The organism is Chitinimonas sp. (assembly GCF_036568685.1).
Lineage (GTDB): Bacteria > Pseudomonadota > Gammaproteobacteria > Burkholderiales > Chitinimonadaceae > Chitinimonas.
The window spans coordinates 53,156-78,370 of the sequence record NZ_DATCSC010000005.1 but is presented as its reverse complement, the minus strand read 5'-3'; the positions used below and the strand labels follow the sequence as shown (position 1 = coordinate 78,370).

26 protein-coding genes are annotated in these 25,215 nt (G+C 64.0%); 16 read left to right on the top strand and 10 right to left on the bottom strand.

The window, feature by feature from the left end:
- Positions 1 to 60: 60 nt before the first annotated feature.
- The 15 genes from VIM95_RS00850 to cydX all read left to right on the top strand — a co-directional run bounded on the left by VIM95_RS00850 (position 61) and on the right by cydX (position 12,356).
- Complete coding sequence (locus tag VIM95_RS00850) at positions 61 to 1,020, top strand: beta-ketoacyl-ACP synthase III (RefSeq protein WP_331981665.1); 960 nt, start codon at positions 61 to 63, stop codon at positions 1,018 to 1,020.
- Positions 1,021 to 1,134: 114 nt separating this feature from the next.
- Positions 1,135 to 1,773, top strand: a complete 639-nt coding sequence (locus VIM95_RS00845) for a glutathione S-transferase family protein (protein WP_331981662.1) — start codon at positions 1,135 to 1,137, stop codon at positions 1,771 to 1,773.
- A 16-nt stretch (positions 1,774 to 1,789) separates the two neighbouring features.
- The gene (gene fabD / locus VIM95_RS00840; RefSeq protein ID WP_331981659.1) at positions 1,790 to 2,716 is read left to right on the top strand and encodes an ACP S-malonyltransferase; all 927 of its coding nucleotides are present in this window, start codon (positions 1,790 to 1,792) and stop codon (positions 2,714 to 2,716) included.
- Positions 2,717 to 2,742: 26 nt separating this feature from the next.
- The gene (gene fabG / locus VIM95_RS00835) at positions 2,743 to 3,486 is read left to right on the top strand and encodes a 3-oxoacyl-ACP reductase FabG (RefSeq protein WP_331981656.1); all 744 of its coding nucleotides are present in this window, start codon (positions 2,743 to 2,745) and stop codon (positions 3,484 to 3,486) included.
- Between the two features lie 91 nt (positions 3,487 to 3,577).
- Positions 3,578 to 3,817, top strand: a complete 240-nt coding sequence (acpP, locus tag VIM95_RS00830) for an acyl carrier protein (RefSeq protein WP_331981653.1) — start codon at positions 3,578 to 3,580, stop codon at positions 3,815 to 3,817.
- A gap of 186 nt (positions 3,818 to 4,003) precedes the next feature.
- On the top strand, positions 4,004 to 5,245 hold the full coding sequence (gene fabF / locus VIM95_RS00825) for a beta-ketoacyl-ACP synthase II (protein ID WP_331981650.1): 1,242 nt from the start codon (positions 4,004 to 4,006) through the stop codon (positions 5,243 to 5,245).
- A gap of 67 nt (positions 5,246 to 5,312) precedes the next feature.
- Positions 5,313 to 6,611 carry an aminodeoxychorismate synthase component I gene (locus VIM95_RS00820; protein WP_331981647.1) on the top strand — a complete coding sequence of 433 codons (1,299 nt, stop codon included), beginning with the start codon at positions 5,313 to 5,315 and terminating at the stop codon, positions 6,609 to 6,611.
- A gap of 30 nt (positions 6,612 to 6,641) precedes the next feature.
- The gene (locus VIM95_RS00815) at positions 6,642 to 7,427 is read left to right on the top strand and encodes an alpha/beta family hydrolase (protein ID WP_331981644.1); all 786 of its coding nucleotides are present in this window, start codon (positions 6,642 to 6,644) and stop codon (positions 7,425 to 7,427) included.
- Entirely contained in the window at positions 7,424 to 8,269 is an 846-nt protein-coding gene (gene pabC, locus VIM95_RS00810; protein WP_331981640.1) for an aminodeoxychorismate lyase, read from the top strand. The genes VIM95_RS00815 and pabC overlap by 4 nt, the downstream gene beginning before the upstream one ends.
- Entirely contained in the window at positions 8,254 to 8,547 is a 294-nt protein-coding gene (locus VIM95_RS00805; RefSeq protein WP_331981637.1) for a hypothetical protein, read from the top strand. Before pabC ends, VIM95_RS00805 begins: the two co-directional genes overlap by 16 nt.
- A 122-nt stretch (positions 8,548 to 8,669) precedes the next feature.
- Entirely contained in the window at positions 8,670 to 9,236 is a 567-nt protein-coding gene (locus VIM95_RS00800; RefSeq protein WP_331981634.1) for a GbsR/MarR family transcriptional regulator, read from the top strand.
- A gap of 1 nt (position 9,237) precedes the next feature.
- Positions 9,238 to 9,501, top strand: coding sequence for a cytochrome oxidase putative small subunit CydP (cydP, locus tag VIM95_RS00795; RefSeq protein ID WP_331981631.1), 264 nt, complete (start codon positions 9,238 to 9,240; stop codon positions 9,499 to 9,501).
- Positions 9,485 to 11,053 carry a cytochrome ubiquinol oxidase subunit I gene (locus VIM95_RS00790; RefSeq protein WP_331981628.1) on the top strand — a complete coding sequence of 523 codons (1,569 nt, stop codon included), beginning with the start codon at positions 9,485 to 9,487 and terminating at the stop codon, positions 11,051 to 11,053. The genes cydP and VIM95_RS00790 overlap by 17 nt, the downstream gene beginning before the upstream one ends.
- A gap of 10 nt (positions 11,054 to 11,063) precedes the next feature.
- On the top strand, positions 11,064 to 12,200 hold the full coding sequence (cydB, locus tag VIM95_RS00785) for a cytochrome d ubiquinol oxidase subunit II (protein ID WP_331981625.1): 1,137 nt from the start codon (positions 11,064 to 11,066) through the stop codon (positions 12,198 to 12,200).
- Positions 12,201 to 12,212: 12 nt separating this feature from the next.
- On the top strand, positions 12,213 to 12,356 hold the full coding sequence (cydX, locus tag VIM95_RS00780; protein ID WP_331981622.1) for a cytochrome bd-I oxidase subunit CydX: 144 nt from the start codon (positions 12,213 to 12,215) through the stop codon (positions 12,354 to 12,356).
- A gap of 116 nt (positions 12,357 to 12,472) precedes the next feature.
- Here the strand turns inward: cydX and rbsD are convergent, their stop codons facing one another.
- The 8 genes from rbsD to VIM95_RS00740 all read right to left on the bottom strand — a co-directional run bounded on the left by rbsD (position 12,473) and on the right by VIM95_RS00740 (position 21,318).
- On the bottom strand, positions 12,473 to 12,868 hold the full coding sequence (gene rbsD / locus VIM95_RS00775; protein WP_331981619.1) for a D-ribose pyranase: 396 nt from the start codon (positions 12,866 to 12,868) through the stop codon (positions 12,473 to 12,475).
- Positions 12,865 to 13,818 carry a ribokinase gene (gene rbsK / locus VIM95_RS00770; RefSeq protein WP_331981615.1) on the bottom strand — a complete coding sequence of 318 codons (954 nt, stop codon included), beginning with the start codon at positions 13,816 to 13,818 and terminating at the stop codon, positions 12,865 to 12,867. Before rbsK ends, rbsD begins: the two co-directional genes overlap by 4 nt.
- A gap of 5 nt (positions 13,819 to 13,823) precedes the next feature.
- Complete coding sequence (locus VIM95_RS00765; RefSeq protein ID WP_331981613.1) at positions 13,824 to 14,834, bottom strand: substrate-binding domain-containing protein; 1,011 nt, start codon at positions 14,832 to 14,834, stop codon at positions 13,824 to 13,826.
- Entirely contained in the window at positions 14,831 to 15,793 is a 963-nt protein-coding gene (locus VIM95_RS00760; protein ID WP_331981610.1) for an ABC transporter permease, read from the bottom strand. The genes VIM95_RS00765 and VIM95_RS00760 overlap by 4 nt, the downstream gene beginning before the upstream one ends.
- A gap of 50 nt (positions 15,794 to 15,843) precedes the next feature.
- Positions 15,844 to 17,370 carry a sugar ABC transporter ATP-binding protein gene (locus VIM95_RS00755; protein ID WP_331981607.1) on the bottom strand — a complete coding sequence of 509 codons (1,527 nt, stop codon included), beginning with the start codon at positions 17,368 to 17,370 and terminating at the stop codon, positions 15,844 to 15,846.
- A gap of 98 nt (positions 17,371 to 17,468) precedes the next feature.
- Positions 17,469 to 18,413, bottom strand: coding sequence for a sugar ABC transporter substrate-binding protein (locus tag VIM95_RS00750; protein WP_331981604.1), 945 nt, complete (start codon positions 18,411 to 18,413; stop codon positions 17,469 to 17,471).
- 537 nt (positions 18,414 to 18,950) lie between these two features.
- A complete protein-coding gene (locus VIM95_RS00745) occupies positions 18,951 to 19,919 on the bottom strand; it encodes a methyl-accepting chemotaxis protein (protein WP_331981602.1) in 969 nt (322 codons plus the stop codon).
- A 91-nt stretch (positions 19,920 to 20,010) separates the two neighbouring features.
- Positions 20,011 to 21,318 (bottom strand): tetratricopeptide repeat protein, encoded by a 1,308-nt coding sequence (locus tag VIM95_RS00740; RefSeq protein ID WP_331981598.1) that lies wholly within the window; start codon positions 21,316 to 21,318, stop codon positions 20,011 to 20,013.
- Positions 21,319 to 21,557: 239 nt separating this feature from the next.
- Here VIM95_RS00740 and VIM95_RS00735 point away from each other — a divergent pair, with 239 nt between their 5' ends.
- Entirely contained in the window at positions 21,558 to 23,075 is a 1,518-nt protein-coding gene (locus VIM95_RS00735) for an acetyl-CoA hydrolase/transferase family protein (protein ID WP_331981595.1), read from the top strand.
- A 56-nt stretch (positions 23,076 to 23,131) separates the two neighbouring features.
- On the opposite strand, the gene VIM95_RS00730 is transcribed toward VIM95_RS00735, so the two are convergent.
- Together VIM95_RS00730 and VIM95_RS00725 are read right to left on the bottom strand one after the other, a co-directional pair.
- Positions 23,132 to 24,091, bottom strand: coding sequence for an alpha/beta hydrolase (locus VIM95_RS00730; protein WP_331981592.1), 960 nt, complete (start codon positions 24,089 to 24,091; stop codon positions 23,132 to 23,134).
- 172 nt (positions 24,092 to 24,263) lie between these two features.
- Complete coding sequence (locus tag VIM95_RS00725; protein ID WP_331981589.1) at positions 24,264 to 25,178, bottom strand: pyridoxal-phosphate dependent enzyme; 915 nt, start codon at positions 25,176 to 25,178, stop codon at positions 24,264 to 24,266.
- Between the last annotated feature and the right edge of the window lie 37 nt (positions 25,179 to 25,215).

The window sequence follows — 25,215 nt, the reverse complement described above, 5'->3', positions numbered from 1 at the left end:
GTCCCGCCCCGGCGAGACCCTAGCGTACCGCCGCAGGCTGCGGCGGATGGAGAGACCGAAGTGCAGTATTCCCGCATCGCCGGGACTGGCAGCTACCTGCCGGCCCGTATCCTCACCAACGCCCAGTTGGCCGAGCAGGTCGAGACCAGCGACGAATGGATTGTTTCCCGTACCGGCATCCGCGAGCGTCGCATTGCTGCGCCGGATGAGCTGACCAGCGACCTGGCGCTGCAGGCCAGCCTGAAGGCCATGGAAATGGCCGGTGTGACGGCTGACGAGATCGACCTGATCATTGTCGCCACCACCACGCCTGACGTGGTCTTCCCTGGTACCGCCTGTATCCTGCAAGACAAGCTGGGCATCCACGGCTGCCCGGCCTTTGATGTGCAGGCGGTCTGCGCGGGCTTTGTCTATGCATTGGCCACGGCCGATCAGTTTGTGCGCGGTGGCATGGCCAAGACGGCACTGGTCGTCGGGGCGGAAGTCTTCTCCCGCATCCTCGACTGGGAAGATCGCGCCACCTGCGTGCTGTTTGGCGACGGTGCCGGTGCTGTGGTGCTGAAGGCCTCGGATGAGCCCGGCATCCTGACCACCAAGCTCAAGGCCGACGGTCGCTACCGCAACATCCTGACTACGCCGGCCAGCATCATGCATGGCGATGTGCAGGGTAAGCCCTTCCTGCATATGGATGGCCCGGCGGTATTCAAGTTCGCCGTCAAGGCGCTGGCTGAGCTTGCTTCCGAAACCCTGGTGGCAGCTGGCCTCCCGCAGAGCGAGCTGAGCTGGTTGGTGCCGCACCAGGCCAATCTGCGCATTATCGAATCCACCGCCAAGCACCTGGGGCTCAGCATGGACAAGGTGGTGATCACGCTCGATCGGCATGGCAATACCTCGGCCGCTTCCATCCCCCTGGCGCTCGACGAAGCTGCCCGTGCCGGCCGCTTCAAGAAGGGCGAATTGATGATGCTGGAAGGCATAGGCGGCGGTTTTGCCTGGGGGTCGGCGCTGCTGCGCTGGTAGTTTCGGGCAGGGGCGTTCAGTCAAACAAGCGCCTGCTTGCTAGCGGTGGGCGCACATGACGGGTACTATCCGCGCGCATTTGTCTGCAACGTCGTCGAACTACGGAAGGCCGGCATGTTCAAACTGTACGGTACGCCGTTCTCGAACTACCACAACAAGGTCAAGTTGGCCTTGCTGGAGAAGGGCGTCGCCTTCGAGGAGCTGCCTGCTGCGCCCTCGCAGGCGGCGGACTATCTGGCACTGTGCCCGACCGGTAAGGTGCCTTACTTCGAGACCGACGCCGGGCGCTTTTGCGAATCGCAGGCTGCGCTGGAGTACCTGGAGGAATGTTACCCCCTGGTTGCGCTGCTGCCTAAGGATGCCTTGGCTCGTGCCAGGGTGCGGGAGCTGATCCAGATACTGGAGCAGGATGTGGAACTGGCGGCCCGCCGCCTGCTGCCGCATGTGCTGTTCGGTGCACCGGTGGCCGATGGAGTGCGCGAAGAAGTATCCCGGCAGCTCGATCGAGGCTTGGCATCGCTGAGCCGGGTGGTGCGCTTTGCACCCTGGATTGCGGGTGAGCAGTTTACCCTGGCGGATTGCGCGGCGGCCGTGCATATCCCGGTGGTGCAGCACATTACTGCCCAGGTCTATGGCCGCGACTGGTTCGCCGACTTGCCGGTGGCCGCCTATCTCGAACAATTGCAACACCGTCCGGCCTATGCTCGGGTGCGTGCTGATCAAGACGCAGCCCGTGCTGCGCGCGGACGCTAAAGAGGAATCCCAAACGATGACACTCGCCTTTGTATTTCCAGGCCAGGGCTCGCAAGCCGTTGGCATGCTCAATGCCTTTGCCGATCTGCCGGTGGTGCAGCAGACCCTGGCTGAGGCCAGCGATGCATTGGGCTTTGACCTGGCGGCCATGATCGCCGCAGGCCCGGTCGAGGCGCTCAACGCCACCGTCAACACCCAGCCGGCCATGCTGGCTGCCGGTATTGCCACCTATCGCGCCTGGTTGGCACAAGGCGGTCGCCAGCCGGACGTGCTGGCCGGCCACAGTCTGGGCGAGTACGCCGCCTTGGTGGCAGCCGGTGCACTGGATTTCAAGGACGCGATCAAGCTGGTGCGACTGCGTGCTGAAGCCATGCAGGCTGCCGTGCCGGAAGGGCAGGGCGGCATGGCCGCCATCCTGGGTCTGGACGACGATGCCATTCGCGCTGCCTGTGCCGAGGCGGCACAGGGCGAGGTGGTCGAGGCGGTGAATTTCAACTCCCCCGGCCAGGTGGTGATCGCCGGTAGCAAGGATGCCGTAGCCCGCGCCTGTGAGGCCTGCAAGGCCCGCGGCGCCAAGCGTGCCCTGCCGTTGCCGGTATCGGTCCCCTCGCACTGCGCACTGATGAAGCCGGCAGCGGAAAAACTGGCGGCAGCACTGGCCCAGATCGAGATCAAGACCCCGGCCATCGCCGTGATCCACAATGCCGACGTGGCGGCCTATACCAACCCGGCCCAGATCAAGGATGCGCTGGCCCGCCAGCTCTACAGCCCGGTGCGCTGGGTGGAAACGGTGCAGAAGCTGGCCGCTGACGGCGTGACCGTGGTGGCGGAGTGCGGCCCGGGCAAGGTGCTGGCCGGCCTCAACAAGCGTATTGTCGATGGCCTGCAGGCCGTTGCCCTGACCGAACCGGCTGCCTTCGAGGCGCTCTCGGCTGCGCTGTAAAACGTTTTTTTGTAAGGGAGACGCCTATGTCCCTGCAGGGCAAAGTAGCTTTGGTAACCGGTGCATCGCGCGGCATAGGCCGGGCGATTGCCGAGACGCTGGCGCGTGATGGGGCGACCGTGATCGGTACCGCCACCAGCGCAGCTGGTGCGGAAGCCATCAGCGCCTATCTCAAGGAGCAAGGCCTCAGCGGTACCGGTCTTGCGCTGAATGTGAACGACAGCGCTGCCGTGGACGCCGCCTTGGCCGACATTGAAAAGCAGCACGGCGCGATCGCGGTGCTGGTCAACAATGCCGGCATCACCCGCGACCAGTTGCTGATGCGCATGAAGGAAGAAGATTGGGATGCCGTCATGGATACCAATCTGCGCTCGGTCTACCGTCTGTCCAAGGCCGTGTTGCGCGGCATGATGAAAGCCCGTTGGGGGCGCATCATCAGCATCGCTTCGGTAGTGGGCGCGTCCGGTTCGGCAGGTCAGACCAACTACGCCGCCGCCAAGGCCGGCATGATGGGCTTCACCCGCTCGCTGGCGCGTGAGGTGGGCAGCCGCAATATCACCGTCAACTGCGTGGCACCGGGCTTTATCGATACCGATATGACCCGTGACCTCGCCGAGGACTACAAGCAGAAGCTGCTGAGCCAGATTCCGCTGGAACGCTTGGGCCAACCGCAGGAGATCGCCGATGCGGTCGCCTTCCTGGCTGGCGACAAATCCGCCTACGTGACGGGCAATACCCTGCACGTAAACGGCGGTATGTTCATGAATTGATTGGGGATTTTACCCTTTAACTTGTGCAGCGCGTTTTTTGCTAAAATGCGGGCGCTTTTGACCATCCAACACGAAAGGTTTGGGTTCAAGAATGGAAAATATCGAACAACGCGTGAAGAAGATCGTCGCCGAGCAACTGGGCGTCAACGAAGCCGATATCAAGGCCGAATCGTCTTTTGTTGAAGACCTGGGCGCCGACTCGCTCGACACCGTTGAACTCGTGATGGCCCTCGAAGAAGAATTCGAGTGCGAGATTCCGGATGAAGAAGCCGAAAAGATCACCACTGTTCAGCTGGCTATCGACTACGTCAAGGGTCACCTGGGCAAGTAAGTCGCAGCGAGCCTGACCTTGCTGGCAAGGCTCTCTGGTATGCAGGACCCCGACACGATGGCATCGTGGCGGGGTCTTGTTGTATCTGCCGGTCGATTTGATCGGTTGCTTGTTTGAGTTGCAAATGGCAGTGTTGTCATGCGGGCGTGCCAGGCTGTGCACCGCTTGCCTTGATTAGGAACTTTCATGTCCAAACGCAGAGTTGTCGTCACCGGCCTGGGCCATGTGTCCCCCGTCGGCAACGACGTCACCACGGGCTGGGCCAACTTGCTGGCCGGCAAGAGCGGCATCACCACCATCACCCGCTTCGATGCGAACGACCTGGCTTGCCAGATCGCCGGTGAGGTGCGCGATTTCGATATCACCCAGTACATTTCGGCCAAGGATGCGCGGCGCATGGACCGCTTCATCCACTACGGCATCGCCGCCGCCCTCGATGCAATCAAGGATTCCGGCCTCGACGACGTGCCCGGCCTCGACAAGACCCGCGTGGGCGTCAATATCGGTTCCGGTATTGGCGGTCTGCCGCTGATCGAAGAAACCGGTGTGGATCTGATGGAAGGTGGTCCGCGCAAGATCGGTCCCTTCTTTATTCCCGGCTCGCTGATCAACCTGATCGCCGGCCATGTTTCCATCATCAAGGGCTACCAGGGACCGACCTACGGCATCGTCTCCGCCTGTACCACCGGTGCGCACTGCATTGGTGACGGCGCCCGCATGATCCAGTATGGCGACGCTGATGTGATCGTGGCTGGTGGTGCCGAGGGTGCCATTGCCCGCCTGGGCATCGGTGGCTTTGCCGCCATGAAGGCCTTGTCGACCCGCAACGACGACCCGGCCACTTCCTCGCGCCCCTGGGATAAGGGCCGTGACGGCTTCGTGATGGGCGAGGGCGCCGGCGTGCTAGTGCTCGAAGAGTACGAACACGCGGTCAAGCGCGGCGCCAAGATCTACGCCGAGCTGATTGGTTTTGGCATGAGCTCGGATGCGTACCACATTACTGCGCCAAGCGCCGAAGGCCCCGCCCGTGGCGTGACCAACGCGCTGCGCGATGCCGGCATCAATGCCGACCAGGTGCAGTATGTCAACGCTCATGGCACCTCCACCCCGCTGGGCGATGCCAACGAAACCAATGCCCTCAAGCTTGCGTTTGGCGACCATGCCTACAAGCTGGCGGTGAATTCCACCAAGTCCATGACCGGCCACCTGCTGGGTGGTGCCGGTGGCGTGGAGGCGGTGTACACCGTGCTTGCCATCCGTGACCAGAAGAGCCCGCCGACCATCAATATCTTCGAGCAGGATATCGAGGCGGGTTGTGATCTGGACTACGTGGCCAATACCGCGCGGGATATGAAGATCGACGTGGCGATCTCCAATTCCTTCGGCTTTGGCGGCACCAACGGCACGCTGGTGTTCAAGCGCGTCTGATATCCGGGCTTGCCAAGCAAGACGCCGCGCGGGAGACTGCGCGGCGTTTTATTTTGCCTAGATTGCGATGCCTACCCTGTCGCTTGCCGCGGCGCCCGACCTGTTGGCGCTGGCCTCAGCCTACCCGGCTGACTTTCCCTACCTGCTGCAATCGGCCGGCGATACCGGCTGGGACATCCTTTTTGCCTTGCCCGAATCGGTGCGGGTCTACGGTGCGACCGAAGGCCATGCCCTTTACGAGGACCTGGCGGCGATCCCGGTTGTACCCGAGCGGGAACCCACTGGCCTGCCTTTCAGCGGCGGCTGGTTTACCTACCTGGGTTACGAATGGCTGGAGACGCTGGAGCCCAGCGTGGCGGCACGACATGACCAGGACTTTCCGCTGGGCCTGCTGGCCCGCGTACCGGCGGCCATCCTGGTGGCGCGCGATAGCGGCCAGAGCGTGTTGGTGGCGGAGAGCGAGGCGCAGCTGCAGCGGCTGCAGGCGCGGCTGGCGGCGATCCCTGCGCCTGCCTGGCGGGAGATCAAGCTCGCCGGCTTGAGCGAGGACGAGCCGGGGGCCTTCCTGGCGGGCACCTTGCGCTGCAAGGACTATATCCGCGAGGGTGACGTCTTCCAGGTCAATCTCTCGCGCGGTTGGGATGCCACCCTGGCCGACGGCGCCGGCCCGCTGGATTTGTTTGCCCGCCTGCGCGGTGCCAACCCGGCGCCGTTCTCGGCCTATGTGGACCTGGGGGGCGGTCAGGCCATCGTCAGCTCCTCGCCCGAGCGGCTGGTGCGCATAGACCGCACCGGCAGGGTGGAGACCCGGCCTATCGCCGGTACCCACCCACGTTCGCCCGACCCGGCCGAGGATGCGCGTCAGAAGCAGCGGCTGATCGAATCGACCAAGGAGCGGGCCGAGCACATCATGCTGATCGACCTGGAGCGCAATGACCTGGGTCGCATCGCCGTGCCCGGTACGGTCAAGGTGGACGCGCTGATGGATGTGACCAGCTACACCTATGTGCACCACATCGAATCCACCGTCAGCTGCCAGATCCGGCCCGGCCTCAATGTGGCCGAGGTGGCGCGGGCGCTGTTTCCGGGCGGTACCATCACCGGCTGCCCCAAGGTGCGCTGCATGCAGATCATCCGCGAGCTGGAGGAACGCCCGCGGCGTGCCTATACCGGCAGCCTGGGCTATATCAACCGCGATGGCTCGCTGGATCTCAATATCCTGATCCGCACCTTTATGCAGGATGGCCAGCAGCTGTATTTCCGGGCTGGTGCCGGCATTGTTGCGGACAGCGATCCCGAGCGCGAACTCAACGAAACCCGCGCCAAGGCGCGCGGCCTGTTGCGGGCTTTGGGTGTGACGCAATAAAGTGGGGTTTTGCGTCCCCAGGAGTGCCCAATGTCCTTGCATTCGTCTTCGCCGAGCTGGCTGGCCGGCGTGCTGGCAGCGGGCCTGAGCCTGGCCGCTATCGCCGAGCCGCAGACCCTGACCACACCCCGCGGCGCGACGATCTCGATACTGGCGGACCTGCCGGAAGGGGAGGGGCCCTTCCCGGCCTTGGTGCTTGCTCCGGGTCAGGGCTACCACATGCAGATGCCGTTGCTGGCCAAGCTCTCGACAGCGTTACGCGGGCGTGGCGTGGCGGTGCTGCGCTTTGACTGGGCCTTCTATACCCAACAGCCCCAGCGTGGTGAAGTCTCCGCGGATCTGGTGCCGGAACTGGAGGATATGGCGACCGTGCTCGCCCATGCCCGTCAGCATGCCCGCATCGATCCCAAGCGCATCATGGCCGGTGGCAAGTCGTTGGGTAGCCTGGTTGGCTGGCGCTTGCTGCAGCAGGAAGGCGGGCTCAAGGCCGGTCTGCTGCTGACCCCGGTATGCAGCCGACAGGAGCCTGGCGGGGTGGTGGTTGGTGAGCTGGCCCGCAACTACCCCGGCCTGGAACAGGAAGACCGGCCGTTGGCCTGGATAGCCGGAGAGCGCGACCCTTACTGCGATGCGCCGCTCCTGTATCAGTTTGCCGGTAGCGCCGGCCGTAGCGTGCGGGTCAGCCTGATCGGTGGTGACCACAGCTTCAAGGCCGGGCCGCCCGGTGAGCCGGAAGTCGATGCGCAGAGTGCGCGCAATATCGACCTGGCGGTGCAATTGGCGACCGACTTTGTCGTGACGGCACTCAAGCCGTGAGCGAGCCGCGCGTTCTGATCAATGGCCGGATGGATGACCGGATCGCCGTTGCCGACCGTGGTCTGGCCTATGGCGACGGCGTGTTCCGTACGATCCGCTGCGAGGCCGGCCGCCTCTTGGCCTGGCAGCGCCATTACGCCAAGCTGCAAGCCGACTGTGCGGCCTTGGGCCTGGCTTGCCCGGCCGAGGAGGCCTGGTTGGCCGATCTGGCGGAGCTGGCGCCTGTAGATGCGGCGATCAAGCTCACCGTCACCCGTGGCCGCAGCGCCCGTGGCTATGCCGTCGATCCCGCCGCATCGGTCACCCGTATCAGCCAGACTGGCCCTTTGCCTCCCTATGCCGATGCTCTGCGCGAGCAGGGCGTGACAGTACGACTCTGCAGCACCGTGCTGGGCATACAGCCGGCCTTGGCTGGCCTCAAGCACCTCAACCGGCTGGAACAGGTGCTGGCGCGGCGGGAGTGGTCCGACCCCGCCATCTTTGACGGCCTGATGTGCAATCCGCGCGGCGAGGTAGTGGAGGGAGTCATGACCAACCTCTTCATCGTCGAGGGCGACCGGCTGCTGACGCATCCGCTGGCCGACTGCGGGGTGGCCGGGGTCGTGCGCAGCATGCTGCTGGAAGCCGCCGCAACGCTCGGTCTACGGCAGGAACTGACAAGTTTCGACACCCAGCGCCTCTTGGCGGCCGATGCGGTGCTACTCAGCAACAGCCTGGCCGGCATTGTGCCGGTGGCCTGCCTGGGTGAGCGCCGCTGGCAGAACTTTACCCTGGCGCAACAATTGCGTACGGCCGTGGTTTTGCAATCGCTCAAGGAGTCCCTGCCATGTACGGCCGCCTGATTCTGCTCTGCCTGTTGCCACTGACCGTGCTTGCCGCCAGCAAGCCGGCACCCAAGGAGGAGCCCATCGTCCTACCGGACAAGTACGCCCCTATCTTCTACGAACACCTGCAAGGCAAGGAGAAAGAGCGTTGCGAGAAGTATGTCGGGGAACTGACCATGATGGAAAAGCGCAAGCGTATGGGCATGGTGCAGAACTGGGACAAGGAAAAGATGGAGAAGAAGCAGCAGAAGATTGCCGAGGACTACGATCGCTACTGCCTGCGGCTGCAAAAATAGGCGCCGCACAATATCCTTTTTAATCAACGACTAAGCCGACTTCTGGGTCGGCTTTTTCACGAACGGTATTGCCACCAATATCAGGAATGTTTAAATTTCCAGAAAATTCTGGAAATTGAAGTATGAACCTGACCCCGCTGGCCGAACGCTTTGTACTGCACTTTGGAGAAATGGGCTCCCGTTGGGGCGTGAACCGTACCGTGGGGCAGATCTATGCGCTGCTCTACATCAGCGGTCGCCCGTTGTGCGCCGACGATATTGGCGAGACGCTGGCCTTCTCGCGCTCCAATGTCGGCATCGGCATCAAGGAGTTGCAGGCCTGGCGGCTCGTAAAGCTAGTACATCTGCCGGGCGACAGGCGCGACTACTTCGAGCCGCCCAAGGATGTCTGGGACATCTTCCGTGTGCTGATGGAAGAGCGCCGTCGGCGCGAGATCGAGCCGACCCTGTCCATGTTGCGCGAGGCCCTCTTGGAAAAGCCGGAGAGCGAGGCTGATCGTATTGCCCAGGGCCGCATGCGGGAGATGCATGAGCTGATCGAGCTTACTACCGGCTGGCTGGACGATGTGCAGCGGCTCTCGCCCGAGACTGTAATCAAGCTGATGCAGCTCGGTGCCAAGGTACAGAAGGTGCTGGAGCTTGCCGATAAGCTCAAGTTCGGCAGCCGCGACAGTGAGGGAGCCGCTTAGTATGTCCGAGCCACCTACCATCCCCAGGCCATCTCCCCAGGGCTTCTGGCGCCGGCTGCGCAGCCGGCCCCGGCTGTGGTTGGAGCTCAGTCTGATCGTCATCCTCAAGGTTCTGCTGCTCTATATCGCCAAGCAGCTCTGGTTCAGCCAGCCCCTGGCGCCGCATATGCGGGTCGCGCCCGAGCGCATCGAGCAGCAGTTCTTCGGCCAAGCAGCCACTCCAGTTTCACCTTCCCCGGAGCAACACAATGATCTCCCCCGATGACGTGGTGGCCTTGTCACGCCTGCAGTTCGCGTTGACGGCCATGTTCCACTTCCTGTTCGTGCCGCTTACCCTCGGGCTGAGCTGGATCCTGGTGATCTGCGAGACGGTCTATGTCATGACCGGCCAGCAGGTCTACAAGGACATGACCCGCTTCTGGGGCAAGCTCTTCGGCATCAATTTCGCCATGGGTGTGGCCACCGGCCTGACCTTGGAATTCCAGTTCGGCACCAATTGGGCCTACTACTCGCACTATGTGGGCGACATCTTCGGCGTGCCGCTGGCCATCGAGGGCATCATGGCCTTCTTCCTCGAATCCACCTTCGTCGGCATGTTCTTCTTTGGCTGGGAGCGGCTCTCCAAGGTCAAGCACCTGATGGTCACCTTCCTGCTGGCCTTGGGTACCAATCTCTCGGCACTGTGGATATTGATCGCCAACGGCTGGATGCAGAACCCGGTCGGTGCCGAGTTCAACTACCACACCATGCGCATGGAGCTGACCAGCCTGGCTGAAGTCTTCTTCAACCCGGTGGCGCAGGCCAAGTTCGTCCATACCGTGGCCGCGGGTTATGTCTGCGGCGCCATGTTCGTGCTCGGTATCTCGGCCTTCTACCTGCTCAAGGCGCGCGACACCGGCTTTGCCATCCGCTCCTTCGCCGTGGCGGCGGGCTTTGGTCTCGCCTCCTCGCTTTCGGTCATCGTGCTGGGTGACGAGTCGGGTTACACCACAGGTGAAGTACAGAAGGTCAAACTGGCCGCCATCGAGGCCGAATGGGAGACCCAACCGGCGCCGGCTGGCATCACGGTATTCGGCTGGCCCAATCAGAAGGAAGAAAGAACCGACTACGCGGTCAAGATCCCCTATGTACTGGGTCTGATCGCTACTCGCAGCGTCGATAAGCAGGTGACCGGCATCAAGGACCTGAAGGAAGAGCACGCGTTGCGCATACGCAGCGGCATACTGGCCTACGAGGCGTTGACCCGGCTCAAGCAGGGCGATACATCGGACGCTACCAAGCAGCAGTTCGAGGCCCATAAGGCCGACCTTGGTTTTGGTCTGCTGCTCAAGAAATACACCGTCAAGGTGATCGATGCTTCCGAGGCGCAGATCGCCCAGGCGGTCGAAGACACCATCCCCAACGTTGCACCGCTGTTCTGGTCCTTCCGCATCATGGTCGGGCTGGGCATGCTGTTCCTGTTTATCTTCGCCGCCAGCTTCTGGTTCCTGATCCGCCAGCGTCTGGCGCCGCAGCGCTGGCTGCTGCGGCTGTGTGTCTGTGCCATTCCCTTGCCCTGGGTGGCGATCGAGATGGGCTGGTTCGTGGCCGAGCATGGCCGCCAGCCCTGGAGCATCAGCGGCATCTTGCCTACCGCCATGTCCGCCTCCAGCCTGGACCCCGGCCAGGTCTGGTTCAGCCTGGTCGGCATCTGCAGCATCTACCTCGCACTCTTCGTGGTGGAGATGTTCCTGATGCTCAAGTACATCCGGCTCGGCCCCGCCAGTCTTGCCACCGGCCGCTACCACGGCGAAACCCCTGCCCATACGCCCGCCTGAGGAGGCTGACATGCTCGACTATGCAACCCTCAAACTGATCTGGTGGGGCCTGGTGGCGGTGCTGCTGATCGGCTTTGCGCTGATGGATGGCTTCGATATGGGCGTGGCCATGCTCTTGCCCTTTGTCGGCCGGACTGACGAAGAGCGGCGTGTTGCCATCAATGTGGTCGGTCCGACCTGGGAAGGTAATCAGGTCTGGCTGGTGCTAGGGGCGGGCGCGGTATTCGCCGCCTGGCCCCTGGTCTATGCCGCCGGTTTCTCGGTGTTCTACCTTGCGCTGGTGCTGACCCTGGCGGCGCTATTTCTGCGTCCGGTCGGCTTTGACTACCGCAGCAAGCTGCCCAACCCGCGTTGGCGCGGTTTTTGGGACTGGGGCCTGTTTGTCGGCGGCCTGGTACCGGCGCTGGTGTTCGGCGTGGCCATCGGCAACCTCTTCATGGGCGTGCCCTTCCGCTTCGACGACAGCATGCGGGTCAGCTACGGTGGCGGCCTCTGGCAACAACTCAACCCCTTCGCCCTCTACTGCGGCTTGGTATCGGCTCTGATGCTGGCGTTGCACGGTGCTGCGCTCTTGGTACTGCGTACCGAAGATGCTGTCTGGCAGCGCGCCCGCCGTTTTGCCATGGGGCTGGGTGTGGTACTGGCAGCGCTGTTTGCGCTGGGCGGCGTGTGGCTTAGCCGCATGGATGGCCTGGTACTGGCCCAGGTGGCCGATGTGAACACCGCGCTGTCGCCGTTCCAGAAGACCGTCACATACGCCCCGGGCGGTTGGCTGGCCAACTACGGCCACTGGTCTTGGCTGTGGCTGGCGCCCACTCTGGGCGTAACGGCGGCGCTGCTGACCAGCTTCTCCGCCTGGCGCGGCTGGCGCTGGCCCAGCTTCCTCGCCAGCGCTGCCACCATCGTCGGCATCCTGCTCACGGCCGGGCTCTCGCTGTTCCCCTTCGTACTGCCCTCCAGCCTCGACCCACAGAGCAGCCTGACCGCCTGGGACGCCGTTTCCAGCCACAAGACCCTGGGCGTCATGCTGGCCGTGGTGGCCGTCTTCCTGCCCATCGTGGTGAGCTACACCGCCTGGGTCTACCGAGTCATGCGCGGCCCGGTCACGGTCGAGCAGATCCGCCGCGACACCCATACCGCTTACTGAAAGGACACCCTCATGTGGTACTTCACCTGGATACTCGGCCTGGGCCTCGCGCTGGCCTTCGGTGTCATCAACGTGATGTGGCTGGAGGCGCACTATGCCTTTGGCCAGCGTGACGAGGCGGAGACCCGCCGCCGCTTCGAGCGGTTTAGGAGGTAAACGGGGCTGGGCGGAGTCGCTGCACTTCATCGGTTCAGCGGCTATCGCCGCTAAACGGCAACACCTTCTAGTAAGTGCAGCCGTCGCAGATCTGAAGCTTGGCCTTCTTGAAGGGCTTAAAACACCACCCCGGCCCGCAAGATGATGTTCGCGTACGGCGAACACTCGCCCGTCCGCACCACAGCCCGCGCCGAGCGGGTCAAGAGCTTGAATTCCTCGTGCGATATCGCCGTCACCGGCGTCGTGCCCAGCAGCGTTGGGATGCGCTCGGCCACTGCCGGATTGCGGCCGGCCAATTCGCTCGCCACCACCACATTCTCCACCTGCATCTCGCTGAGCACCACCTCCAGTACATCCACAAAGCGCGGCAGATCGCGCGTGATGGCCAGGTCGATACGCTGCGGCCCGGCCGGAATGGGTAGACCGGCATCGCCGATAACCAGCATGTCGCCGTGGCCCAGGGTGGCGATCACTTCCGACAGGGCGCTGTTGAGCAAGGGCGTGCGCTTCATGGGGTCTGCTCCAGCCAAGTGGCTTGATGGGGGTAGGGGGCCAGCTCCTGCCGGTAGGGCAGGGCGGGCTGGGCACCAGGGCGGGTCACGCTGACTGCGGCGGCACACATGCCCAACTGGGTGGCTTCATCCAGCGTCAGGCCCTCGGCCAGACCGGTAGCCAGGCCGCCGATAAAGGTGTCTCCGGCAGCGGTGGTATCCACCGCCTTGACCTGCAGCGCCGGCCAGTGGCGTATGCCTTTATCGTCGGCGATCAGCACGCCCTGCGCGCCCAGGGTGATCAGCACATGCCGGCAGCCCATAGCGCGCAGCTGGCGGGCGGCTACGGCGGCACTGGCAAGGTCGCTGACCGTGGTGCCGGTCAAAAGGCTGGCCTCGGTCTCGTTGGGGACCAGATAACTCACTTGGGCCAGCATGTCCGCCGGCAGGCTGGCGGCCGGGGCCGGGTTCAGCAGCACCGGTACACCGCGGGTGTGGGCCAGGGCAATGGCGCGACGGTTGGTCTCCAGCGGGATTTCCAGCTGACAGATCAGGAGTCTCGCCTCACCGATCAGATCGGCACGCTGGTCGATATCGGCCGGCAGGATGTGCAGATTGGCACCCTGGGCCAGCACGATGCGGTTCTGCGCTGCATCGTCGACCATGATCATGGCCACGCCGGTCTCCACCGTCTTGAGCAGCTTCAGTTCCTGGGTGTCGACGCCGGCTTCTTGCAGGGCACCATGCAGCGCCCGGCCGAAGTCATCGTCACCCACCCGGCCCATCATGGCGGCCTGACCGCCGAGCTTGGCACAGGCCATGGCCTGGTTGGCCCCCTTGCCGCCACCGTAGGTGTTGAACTGGTGGCCGATCAAGGTCTCGCCAGCGTCCGGCACGCGCGGCAGGCGCATGACCAGGTCCATGTTCAGGCTGCCCAGTACGCAGACGGTCTTGTTTGATGGCTGATTCATAGTGCTTACTTTGCAGGGTGGTAGCGGGCGGTGGACTGACGCAGCTTCAGCTCCGCCTGCAGGATACGCCGGGCCGGTGAGCGCCGCCGGGACTGGATGCGCTCGAGCAGGAGTTCGGTGGTGGCTTGGCCCAAGGACGACTTGGGCTGTGCCACCGTGGTGAGCGGCGGGCTACTGAAGGCCGCCAGCTCGATATCGTCAAAACCGATCACCGAAATGTCTTCGGGGACCCGCAAATTGGCTTCGTGCACGGCACACAGTGCGCCGATGGCCATCAGGTCGTTGGCCACGAACACGGCGCTGGGGCGCACCGGCTTGGCCAGCAATTCACGCATGGCCGCATAACCGCCCTGGCTGGCGAAGTCGGCATGCAGCAGCGGGCAGTCGATCTCACTCAGCTTGGCCTCGTGGCAGGCGCGCTGCCAGCCGGCGATACGCTCGTCGCTGGGCGCCAGACCCAAGGGGCCGGCGATGCAGGCAATGCGGCGATGGCCCAGCTCGGTCAGGTGGCGGGTAGCGAGTGCAGCGCCATTGGCATGGTCAACTTCCACGAGGTCGCTATCCACACCGAGGATCTCCCGGTCCACGATCACCAACGGTCGGTTGAAGCCGGTCAAGAGCTTGCGCAGGTCGGCATCTTCGCCGGCCGTGACCAGGATGATGCCATCCACCCGCTTTTCCACCAGTACGCGCAGATAGCTCGCTTGCTTGCGCGGGTCGTCGTCGGTGTTGCAGAGGATCAGATTGAAGCCAGCTGCGAAGCAGCGCGATTCGATCTCGCGCAGCACCTCGGCGAAGTAGGGGTTGGAGCTGTTGGGCAGCAGCATGCCTATGGTGTGGGTCACATCATGGCGCAGGCTGCGCGCCACTGCGCTCGGCACATAGGCCAGCTCGGCAATGGCCGCTTCGATCCGCGCCCGGGCGTCTGGGCTCACGAAGCGGGTATTGTTGATGACGTGTGAGACCGAGCTGACCGATACCCTGGCCCGTTCGGCGACTTCCTTCATGGTGCTCATGCGCGGCGGGCCTGGCGGCTGCGGTAGCCATCGAGCACGACGGCGGCGATGATCACGCAGCCGGTGACGATGCGCTTGGCCGGGTCACTGGCGCCGATCTGGGCAAGGCCAGCCTCCAGGAGCGAGATGATCAGCACGCCGAAGAAGGTGTTGACCACCGAGCCACGGCCACCCATCAGGCTGGTGCCGCCGATCACCACCGCGGCGATCACCTGCAGCTCGATGCCGGCGCCGGTATTGGGGTCGGCCGCTTCCAGCCGCGAGGTCTGGAACACGCCGGCAAGGCCCGCCAGCGCGCCGGTCAGCGCGAACACCAGCACCTTGATCGGGCGCGGGTCGATGCCGGCTAGGCGCATGGCTTCCTCATTGGTGCCTATGCCTATCATGTAGCGGCCCAGCACGGTTCGGGTCAGCAGCAGCTGGCCGGCGATCACGATCAGAAAGGCCAGCATAAAGGCCGGTGAGATGCCGCCCAGCAAGGGGGCGCTGAGCCAGTCGATGGCGCCGCCGATGTACTGGGTACGCGAGTTCGTGGCGATATAGGCGCCACCGCGGGCGATCTCCAGCATGCCCAGAGAGACGATAAAGGTCGGCAAGCGCCAGGCTACGCTGACCATGCCGGTCAGAAAACCGCAGCCCACACCGACCAGCATGGCCAGGAACATGGCGGGTAAGAGCGACCAGCCCCATTGCGTCATGGCGATGCCTATGGTGGCACCGGCCAGCGCCATGACCGAACCGACCGAGAGGTCGATGCCGGCGATGATAAGCACAAAGGTCATCCCCACCGCCATCACCGCGATGGCCGGGATGTCGTTGGCGATGGTGGTGAAGGTGCTGGTGGTCAGGAAGTATTCGCTCAGCGAGCCGAACAGCACGATCATGGCGGCGATCGCCAGCACAAAGCCGATATAGCTGCCGAAGGTGGCACGTAGCCAGTTGGGTTGGGTCTTGGTCATCGCTTCAGTTCTTTACGAGAGTCCATGGGGCGAACGTTACGCAGCGGCGCTCAGTGCGCAGCGGCGGCCTGCGGGTCGCGGTAGCCGCTGAAGGCGGCATCCAGCAGCGCCTGCTGGCTCCATTCGCCGCGGCGGAAGTCACCAGCCAGCCGGCCGGCGCTCATCACCACAATGCGGTCACAGATCTGCATCAGCTCGCGCAGATCGCTCGATACCACCAGGAGGCCCTTGCCGGCATCAGCTTCCTGCGCCATGCGCTGGTAGATGTCCTCGCGTGCACCGATATCGACGCCACGGGTGGGCTCATCCAGCAACAGCACCTGGCAGTCGCGGTGCAACCAGCGCGCCAGCACCACCTTCTGCTGGTTGCCGCCGGAGAGTTCCCCTACCGCCTGGGCGGGGGACTGGCAACGCACGCCCAGTTCGTCGATATAGCGGCGGGCAATCTGTGTCTCGCCACCAGTACTGAGCCAGCCGCGCCGTGAGACCGAGCGCAGGTAGGCGAGAGTGGTGTTGAGGGCGATGGGCAGGCCCAGCAGCAGACCCTCGCGCTTACGGTCTTCGGTGATCAGGCCTATGCCCTGGGCAATCGCCTGCTTAGGCGAGCCGATACGGGCCGGACTTGAACTGTTGTTGAGGTAGACGTCGCCGCCATCCTTGCGGTCTGCACCAAAAATGAGCCGCAGCAGCTCGGTGCGGCCTGCACCTACGAGACCCGCCACGCCGACGATCTCGCCGGCATGCACGGTCAACGAGACCTGTTGTACCGCCTCGGCGCGGCTAAGGTTTTCCACCCGCAGTACCGGCTGGCCCAGTTGCCCTTGGCGGGCCAGGCCTTCCTGCACATCACGGCCCACCATGCGGCGGACGATGTCGTCCTGGCTCAGGCTGGCCATGGGTTGGGTATCGATATGCCGGCCGTCGCGCAGCACGGTCACGCGGTCGGCGATCCGTTGCAGCTCGTCGAGCCGGTGGGAAATGTAGATCAGACCCACACCGCGGGCCTTGAGCAGGACAATCTGCTCGAACAGGCGCTCGACCTCGCGGTCGGTCAGCATGGCGGTGGGCTCGTCCAGGATCAGCAGCTTGCAGTCGCCCACCAGATTGCGGGCAATCTCCACCATCTGCTGGTGGCCCACGCCCAGCTCACCCACCAGTGTGTCGGGACGGATGTCGGTCAGGCCGATTGCGGCCATCTGCCGCTCGGCCAGGGCATGCAGTTCCTTGCGGCGGATCAGCCCGGCCCGATGGGGCAGGCGCTCCAGCAGCAGGTTCTCGGCCACCGTGAGGGTGGGGATCAGGCTCAACTCCTGCATCACCATGCGCACGCCCAGGGCTTCGGCAGCGGTGCGTGAGGCTGGCGCATAGGCTTGCCCGTTGAGCTGCATCTCGCCGTGAGTCGGGCTCACAAGGCCGGCGATCAATTTGGAAAGCGTACTCTTGCCGGCGCCATTCTCTCCGGTCAGGGCCAGCACCTCACCGGCTGCGAGGTCCAGATCGACATCTGCCAACACGGGGGTTACATAAGTCTTGCCCATGCCACGCAGGCGCAGCAGGGGAGGGATTGGGGCCGCCATGAGGACTCCAGATATGCGAGGAGGACCTGGAAGCCCGTAGCACGGGCTTCCAGGTGGGCCGTTAGGCCATCTTTCTTTGCGTGATGCGTACTACGTGATTACTTGGTGATCAGCGTGACCTGGGTCTCGACGACCTTGGGCAGGTTGGCCTGCGGGGTCTTGGCGGCCAGCGACTTCAGTGCCAGCTCGATGCCGAACACAGCCTGCTTGGCGGCGTATTGGTCCACGGTGGCCAGCACACGGCCGTCGGCCAGCATGGGCTTGATGGCCGAGATATTGTCGTAGCCGATGACCTTGACCTTGCCGGTCTTGCCGGCGGACTTGATGGCCGACACGGCGCCGAGGGCCATATTGTCGTTACCGGCCAGCAGGGCCTTCAGATCAGGGTTTTCACGCAGCATGGCGGCCGCCACGGTGTTGCCCTTGTCGATCTCCCACGAGCCCGACTGTACGCCCACCACAGTGATGCCTGCAGCCTTCATGGCGTCCTGGAAGCCGGCAGTGCGGTCCTGCGCGTTCTGGGTGGTGGAAACACCTTCGATGATGCCGACCTTGTCGCCGCTCTTCAGCTGTTTGGCCAGGTAGTCACCGGCCAGCTTGGCGCCGGCGCGGTTGCTCGGGCCGATAAAGGGCACGTTGATCTTCTTCTCGGTCAGCACGGCATCGGCCAGCTTATTGTCGATATTGATCACCAGGATGCCTTTGTCGATCGCCTGCTTCACCACCGGCACCAGGGCCTTGGAATCCGCCGGGGCCAGCACAATGGCGTCCACGTGGTTGGCGATCATCTGTTCAACGATCTTGATCTGGTTGGCGGTATCGGTCTCGTCCTTGATGCCGTTGGCGATCAGGTCGTAGCTTGCGGCGTTCTGCTTTTGGTGGGCACGCGCACCGTCTTCCATGGTCTGGAAGAATTCGTTGGCCAGCGATTTCATCACCAGTGCCACCTTGGGCTTCTGCGCAGCCAGCGCGTCAACCGAGGGGAAGGCGAATAGGGCGGCCGAGAGGGCCAGCAGCTTGAACGTGGTGCGACGTTGGTTCATGTCTCATGTCTCCGTTTTGGATTTGTCTGCATGCACGGGCGCAACGGTGGCAACCGATTGCGCAATCGTTTGCGCGGCGTAGTGTGGTGACACGGACAACGGTTGTCAAATGGGTTTTTGGCGCTACAAGGCGGGATTTGCGACGGCGCCGAGTAAGATGTTGCGGCGCGAAACGGCAATAAATTCAATGCATACAATGGCATGCTGAAAATCGTGCTGCAGCGCAGCTACGGCGTGCCACTGGTCGAATCCAGTAGTTTCGTAGTGCTGGACTACATGCTCTAGATGCCTGGGTCAGGCGTGCATTTGCCCACAGCGGGGTGGCGGGTTTGCTGTCTAGCTTGGTAGTCCATCGGAAGCGGATGGGAAGGGGCGGGCGCCAAGGTAAAACAGGCAGGCGCTCACCAGGGGGTAGGCGCCTGCCTGTTTTTTGGGCAAACCGTCGCTTTGCCTTACAAATCTGCCACTAAGCGTGGCCATACAGTGCAATCCACCGACTTATGCACAGCCGCCGTGGGCTATTGCCAGAGCCGGGCCTTAGTTGCGGGCCAGCCGCTGCAGGCTCTCCACCGTCTGGTGCAAGCTTTCGATCGCGGCTTGGTCGGCGCGCACGCCCTGCATGATCTGTGCGGTGATGGTGTCGAGCTGGCCACTGGCGGCCGAAATATCGCCCGATAGCCGGCTCTGCTGCTTGAGCGATGCAGAGATGGCGCCGGTCGATTCACCGACCGAGTCGGCCGCGCCGCTGATCTTCTCCAAACAGAGGCCGGATGCTTCAGAGAGCTGCTTGACCTCCTGGGTGATGGTATTGGTCTCGGTCAGCGCTTGGCGGGCGCGGCTGGTTACCGTGTTGAGGCCCTCCATCATCCCGCCGATCTCCTTGGTCACGTTCTGTACGCGCGAGGCCAGGATGCGCACTTCGTCCGCCACAACGGCAAAGCCACGGCCCTGCTCGCCAGCTCGGGCGGCCTCGATGGCGGCGTTGAGCGCCAGGAGATTGGTCTGCTTGGCCACGTCTTCGATCACATTGAGCGCCTGGCCGATCTCGCGGGTGGCGTCGAACAAGGTACCCAGCTCCTCGCCCATCTGCCGTATGCGCTGATCCAATTCGCCTATACGTGTACTGGCTTGTCCGGTCAGTTGCACCCCCTCGCGGGCCGCGCTACGAGAGTGCTGGCCCAGTTGTTCGGTCTGCTCGGCAAAGCCAGCGGCGCTATCCATTTCTGCTGCCAGCCGCTCGATCGCCTCGCGGATCTGTTTGACCTGTTGTTGCTGGCCGCTGATCGCGCCCTGGGCAAGGCCCACCGACTTGCGCATGCCGCCGCTGGCCTGTTCCAGCTGGCGCACCAGGGCGCTGCGCTCGGCATCGCCCTTGCGGTCTTCAGTCGGGGCTGCGCTTAGGCGCCGCTGCGCTGTCTCCAGTTCCTGCTTGAGTGAGAATGCATAGGCACCGGCGGCAACGGCCGCCAGGACGGCGAGTATCAACAGCACAAGCAACAGAGACATCGAGGGCTCCAGTCAGAAGGGAAGGGCCGGGCTAGCACAAGGGCGAGCGCAGCCTATGACGGCGCAATATAGAGCCAAATCGACAGTGGGACTAGGCCGGGCGGGTCACGGCGTAAAATTGCCCGGCGATGGCGCAGCCTGCCTCCTTGCGTAGTACCACTTCCTGGCGGATCAGCAACTGCAATCCGGCTGCCTGCAACTGCTCGGCCAGCGCTTGCGGCGCGTGGCTATAGCGGCCGCTGGTATTGAGCCAGTAGGGCGGCACATCCTGCCCCTCCAGCTTCTCGGTACTGAACAGCAGCAAGCCACCTGGCTCCAGGCTGGCGTGGAGCCGGGGCAGCAGCACATCCAGCCGGCCTAGGTAGATAAAGGTATCCATACAGGTGATCAGCGCGTAGCGCGCAGGTAGGGCGGCCAGAAAGTCGCCGATATCGGCCCGCAACAACTGGTCGTACACGCCGCGCTGCCTGGACTGGGCCAGCATGGCCTGGCTCAGGTCCACGCCGCTCAATTGATCTACATAGGGCCGGATGGCCTCGCCCACCTGGCCGGTGCCGCAGCCGAGGTCCAGCGCCTCGCTGAAGCGACGCCCTTTGGGCTGCGCTGCCAGATAGTCGGCCACGAGGCCAGGGCCGGCATAGTCCAGCCGCTGCAGGATGTCGTCAAAGCTGTCGGCGAAGGCATCGAAGGTCGCCTCCACATAGGCGGGGCTGCAGCGTTCCGGTACTGGCCCACCCTGGTAGGCGGCCAAAAGATGGCTGGCCACCGGGTGGCCGGGCTCTTCTGCGAGCCATTGCTGGAACAGTTGCACCGCTTCTTGCGGCCGGCCCAGCTCATGGTAGGCCTGCCCCAGGAGGATGCGCGAGGTACCGGCCCCGGCCGAGGCGGCAATGCCGCGGTAGTTGTAGTGGCGGGCCTCGGGGTAGCGGGCCAGCTTGAGGTAGAGCGAGGCCAGCAGAAAGTAGGCGTCGCCACACTCCGGGTCCAGCCGCAGGGCCATGTCGTAGCACTGCTCGGCATGCTGGGGCTCGTCGGCAGCCTCGAAGGCGGCGCCCAGATTGGTCCAATAAAAGTAGCGTCGATTGTCGAGCGCAATGGCCCGGGTAAAGGCGGCAATGGCGGCTTCGCCCTCGCCCTGCTTGACCAGCACGATGCCGAGGTTGAAGTGCCATTCGGCGTGGCTGCCATCGAGCGCAATGGCGGCGGTCAGTTGTTCGCGTGCTTCATCGAGCTGGTCGCGCTGCTGGAGCAGAAAGCCCAGGTAGTGCCGGCTGGCAGCATCGTCGGGTTGGTGCTCCAGCAATTGGCGGTAGAGCGGCTCGGCGGCGGCGAGGTCACCGGCCAGGTGGTGCTGGACGGCGGTGGAGAACAACACGGGGCGCTGCGCAGGTTCAAGCATGGCTTCCCTCCGGTTTGCGCGCTAGTGAACGCCTGGGTCGTAGGGGCCGTCAATCGTGGGACCCGCTTGCTATGGCCTTTGTTGCGCCGCCTACTACAGTCGGGTGGTATTCGGCGAAAACAATATAAACAAGCACTTATCTGAACTGCTGCCGCCCGGCGCAGTCTCCCTGATGTCCGCTGGCCGCTGTCTACAATCCCAGGCATGCCCCGGCAGGCAACCCGCAGAAGTAAGACCCGATGTCCCCGCGTATCCAAGCTCAGCAACTCGCCGCCAAATTGATGCCCGCTGCCGAAGCGGCCGCCTTTATCCGCCCCGGCATGACCGTGGGCATGAGCGGCTTTACCGGCTCCGGCTACCCCAAGGCCGTGCCGCTCGCCTTGGCTGGCCAGATCGAGGCGGCCCATGCCAAGGGCGAGCAGTTTGCCCTGCGCATACTGACCGGTGCTTCCACCGCCCCCGAGCTCGATGGCGCGCTGGCCAAGGTGGGCGGTATCGACTTCCGCCTGCCCTACCAGTCAGACCCTGAGCTGCGTGTCCGCATCAACCGCGGCGAGATCGAGTACATGGATATCCACTTGGGCCAGGTGGCGCAGTACACCTGGTTTGGTTTTCTGGGCAAGCTCGATATGGCGGTGGTCGAGGTCGCCGGCATTCTGCCGGACGGCCGGCTGATTCCCTCCACCTCGGTCGGCAACAACAAGACCTGGCTGGACCTCGCCGACAAGGTGATCATCGAGGTCAACAGTGCCCAGCCCATGGGGCTCGATGGCATGCATGACATCTACTACGGCACCGCCTTGCCGCCGGACCGCAAGCCCATACCCCTGCTGCACCCCGGGGACCGCATCGGCGAGCCCTATCTGCGGGTAGACCCGGCCAAGGTCGTGGCCGTAGTCGAGCATCACGGCCCGGACCGCCTGGGCAACTTCAGCCCGCCGGACGAAACCAGCCTGCAGATCGCCGGCCACCTGGTGGAATTTCTGCGCCACGAGATCCGCCAGGGCCGGCTGGGCCCGCAGCTGCTGCCGCTGCAGTCTGGCGTGGGCAATATCGCTAATGCCGTACTGGGTGGTCTGCGCGCGGGCGGCTTCGAGCAGCTGACCGCCTTTACCGAGGTGATCCAGGACGGCATGCTGGACCTGATCCGCACCGACACCATACGCATGGCTTCGGCCACCGCGCTGTCCTTGAGCCCGGCCGGGGTGGTGGAGTTCGGTCGCAATATCGAGCACTATCGCAGTCGTATCGTGCTCAGGCCGCAGGAGATCTCCAACCATGCCGAGCTGGTGCGCCGGCTGGGCTGTATTGCCATCAACGGCATGGTGGAGGCCGACCTCTACGGCAACGTCAATTCCACCCATGTAGCCGGCACCAGCATCATCAACGGCATCGGTGGCTCGGGCGACTTTGCCCGCAATGGCTTTTTGTCCTGCTTCGTCACTCCCAGCACGGCCAAGAACGGCGCCATCTCCTGCCTCGTACCCATGGTCAGCCATGTCGACCATACCGAGCACGATGTCAGCGTGATCGTCACCGAGCAGGGCCTCGCCGACCTGCGCGGCCTCTCGCCCAAGCAGCGCGCCAAACTGGTGATAGAGAACTGCGCCCACCCGGACTACCGCCCCCTGCTGCAGGACTATTTCGAGCGCGCATGCCGAGATAGCAAAGGCAAGCACACGCCCCATCTCTTGGGTGAGGCGTTGTCCTGGCACGAGCGCTTCCTCGAGCGCGGCAGCATGAAGTCTGCAAGCTAGCTTGAGGTCAAATGGACAAGGCCCCGCTCAGGCGGGGCCTTGTCGTTTGCGCTGCCTTACTTGCCCGGCGCGGGGATAAAGCGGGTGAGGGCGCTCACCACGGCTGCGGGTTGTTCTTCCGCCACCCAGTGGCCAGAATTGGCGATCTGGACCACCTCGACATGGTCGGCCACCTGCTTCAGGTGCTCGCCGATGATGGGGCCAAAGCTCTGGTCTCCCCCCACACCCAGTACCGGCATGGTCAACTTTTGTTGGGCGAATTGCTGGTTGGTCTTGGCATCCAGCGGGAAGGCACGGTAGTACTCAAAGCCGGCGCGCAGCGCGCCGGGTACCGCATATTCGCGGGCGTAGACCTCTTCCACCTCATTGCTGAAGGCGCTGGCGTTGACCGACTCCGAATTGTGGAACCACTTGAGGAATTCCCGTTCGCGGCCAGCAATCAGCATCTCTGGCACATCCTGCACCGCAAAGAAGCGGAAGTGCCAGGTACGTGGCGAGCGGGTGATCTGCTCCCAGGGCTCGATGCCGGGCAGCGGTACATCCAGGATGGCGAGCCGGGCAACCTCGCTGCGGTGCTGCGCCGCGTAGGCATAGGCCACCATACCACCCAGGTCATGGCCGACTACGTAGACCTCGGGCCCCAGGCCCAGCTTGGCTACCAGGGCGTGGATGTCTTCGGCCACGATGGCCTTCTCGTAGCCGGTCGCCGGCTTGGCCGTGTCGCCCAGGCCGCGGATGTCCGGCGCCAGTACGGTATGGCCACGTGCCACCAACTGCGGCATCACATGCCGCCACATATAGGAAGTTGAGGCCCAGCCGTGCAACAGCACGATGGGCGTGCCTTGGCCCTTGGCCAGGAGGTAGTGGTAGCGCACGCCATTGACCTCCAGCTTGCCGTCCTCGATCTTGCCGGCGGTTTGGGTAGTGGTTGCGGCGGGCGTACTGGCGGCCTGACTGCTGAAACCGCCCACGGTCAGTATGGCGGCGAGCGCGGTGAGGATAAGGTTGCGGCGCATGGTGATCTCCGGTTGGGGTGGCTGTCGGCCAGTGGAGCAACGGCGTGCTCTAACTTCCGGCCTCATGGGGACTCATGCTAGGCCTGGCTGCCTCGGCAGACGTGCCATCCCCTTGCCCGCAACATTCGATCAAGTCGTACGTTTTACCCACCCCCGGAAGGGGAGTGCGGCACTAACTCCCGCGCCAGGCGTTGAGCTGCGCCAGGCTGGCGCCTACGCCACCGCAGACCACCACCAGGATACGCCCAGCCGCGGCCAGTACGGCGCTACCCGCATTCAGAGCAGCGATCGATGCCCCGCAAGCGGGTTCCACCACTACCCTGTGCTCTTCCAGCAAGGTGAAGCAGCCGGCCACGGCGGCGGCATCGGTGACCACCACGCTCTCCACCTTGTGCTGCTGCGCGCGTAGCAAGGCCGCTTCCGCCACCTGTCGGGCACCGAGCGAGGTGGCGATGCTGCTGATCGCGGGCAGGGTCACCCGTTCTCCCGCGCGCAGGGCCTGGGAGAGTGAATCGGCCCCCAGCGTCTCGACCGCGACCACCGGTACCTCGCTCCAACCGTTGCGGTGCAAGCCTTCGATCACTCCGCAAAGCAGGCCACCGCCACCGACCGAGAGCACGATGGCGTCCGGCTGCATGCCTGAGCTGGCCAGCTCGTCCACCAGGGTGGCGTGGCCTTCCCACAGCAAGGGGTCGTCAAAGGGGTGGATATAGGCGTCGCTACTGCCCAACTGCGCCAGCGCAAAGTCGTTGGCTTCTTGCCAGGAGCGACCGTGCACCAGCACCTGGCCACCTTCCTGCTCGATCAGCGCCTTGGCCCGTGCGCTGGTGGTCTCAGGCACCACCACCAATACCGGTACCCCCAGCCGCCGCCCAGCATAGGCGGCCGCGAGGCCGGCATTGCCGCCGGATGAACAGATAAACCGCTGCGCTCCCCGCTCCCGGTACACGCTGCAGGCGTGACCTATGCCGCGGGTCTTGAAGGAGCCGCTGGGTTGCAGCGCCTCCATCTTGAGCCAGACTTCCTTGCCCAGCCGTGCCGAGAGCGGCAGCGACTCCAGCAAGGGGGTTTCGATATGCAAGGCCATGGCGGGCGATGTTCCTGTTATTTGTTACAGGATCATA